This is a genomic window from Pseudomonas sp. 2995-3, assembly GCF_002742565.1.
Taxonomy (GTDB): Bacteria; Pseudomonadota; Gammaproteobacteria; order Pseudomonadales; family Pseudomonadaceae; genus Aquipseudomonas; species Aquipseudomonas edaphica.
Genome location: NZ_LJSB01000108.1, coordinates 1 through 233, shown reverse-complemented (window position 1 = coordinate 233; position 233 = coordinate 1). Strand labels below are relative to the sequence as shown.

Annotated in this window: 1 protein-coding gene; it reads left to right on the top strand. The window is 42.5% G+C overall.

Annotated elements, in window-relative coordinates; translation table 11 throughout:
* Window positions 1-233, top strand: a 233-nt coding sequence (locus AOA62_RS05075; protein ID WP_305886545.1) for a carboxyl transferase domain-containing protein, incomplete at both ends; no start/stop codon positions are given.

Sequence of the window (233 nt, the reverse complement as noted above, 5' to 3'; positions counted from 1 at the left end):
ATCCGGAGGAGCGCGCATGCAAGAAGGTGTTTTCAGTTTAATGCAGATGGCGAAGACAAGTGCTGCTTTAAACCAACTTCATGAAAAAGGGTTACTTTTTATCAGCATAATGACACATCCAACAACAGGTGGCGTTTCTGCAAGCTTTGCCTCTCTTGGGGATATAAATCTTGCTGAACCAGGTGCTTTGATTGGATTTGCAGGTAGGAGAATCATAGAACAAACTATTAGAC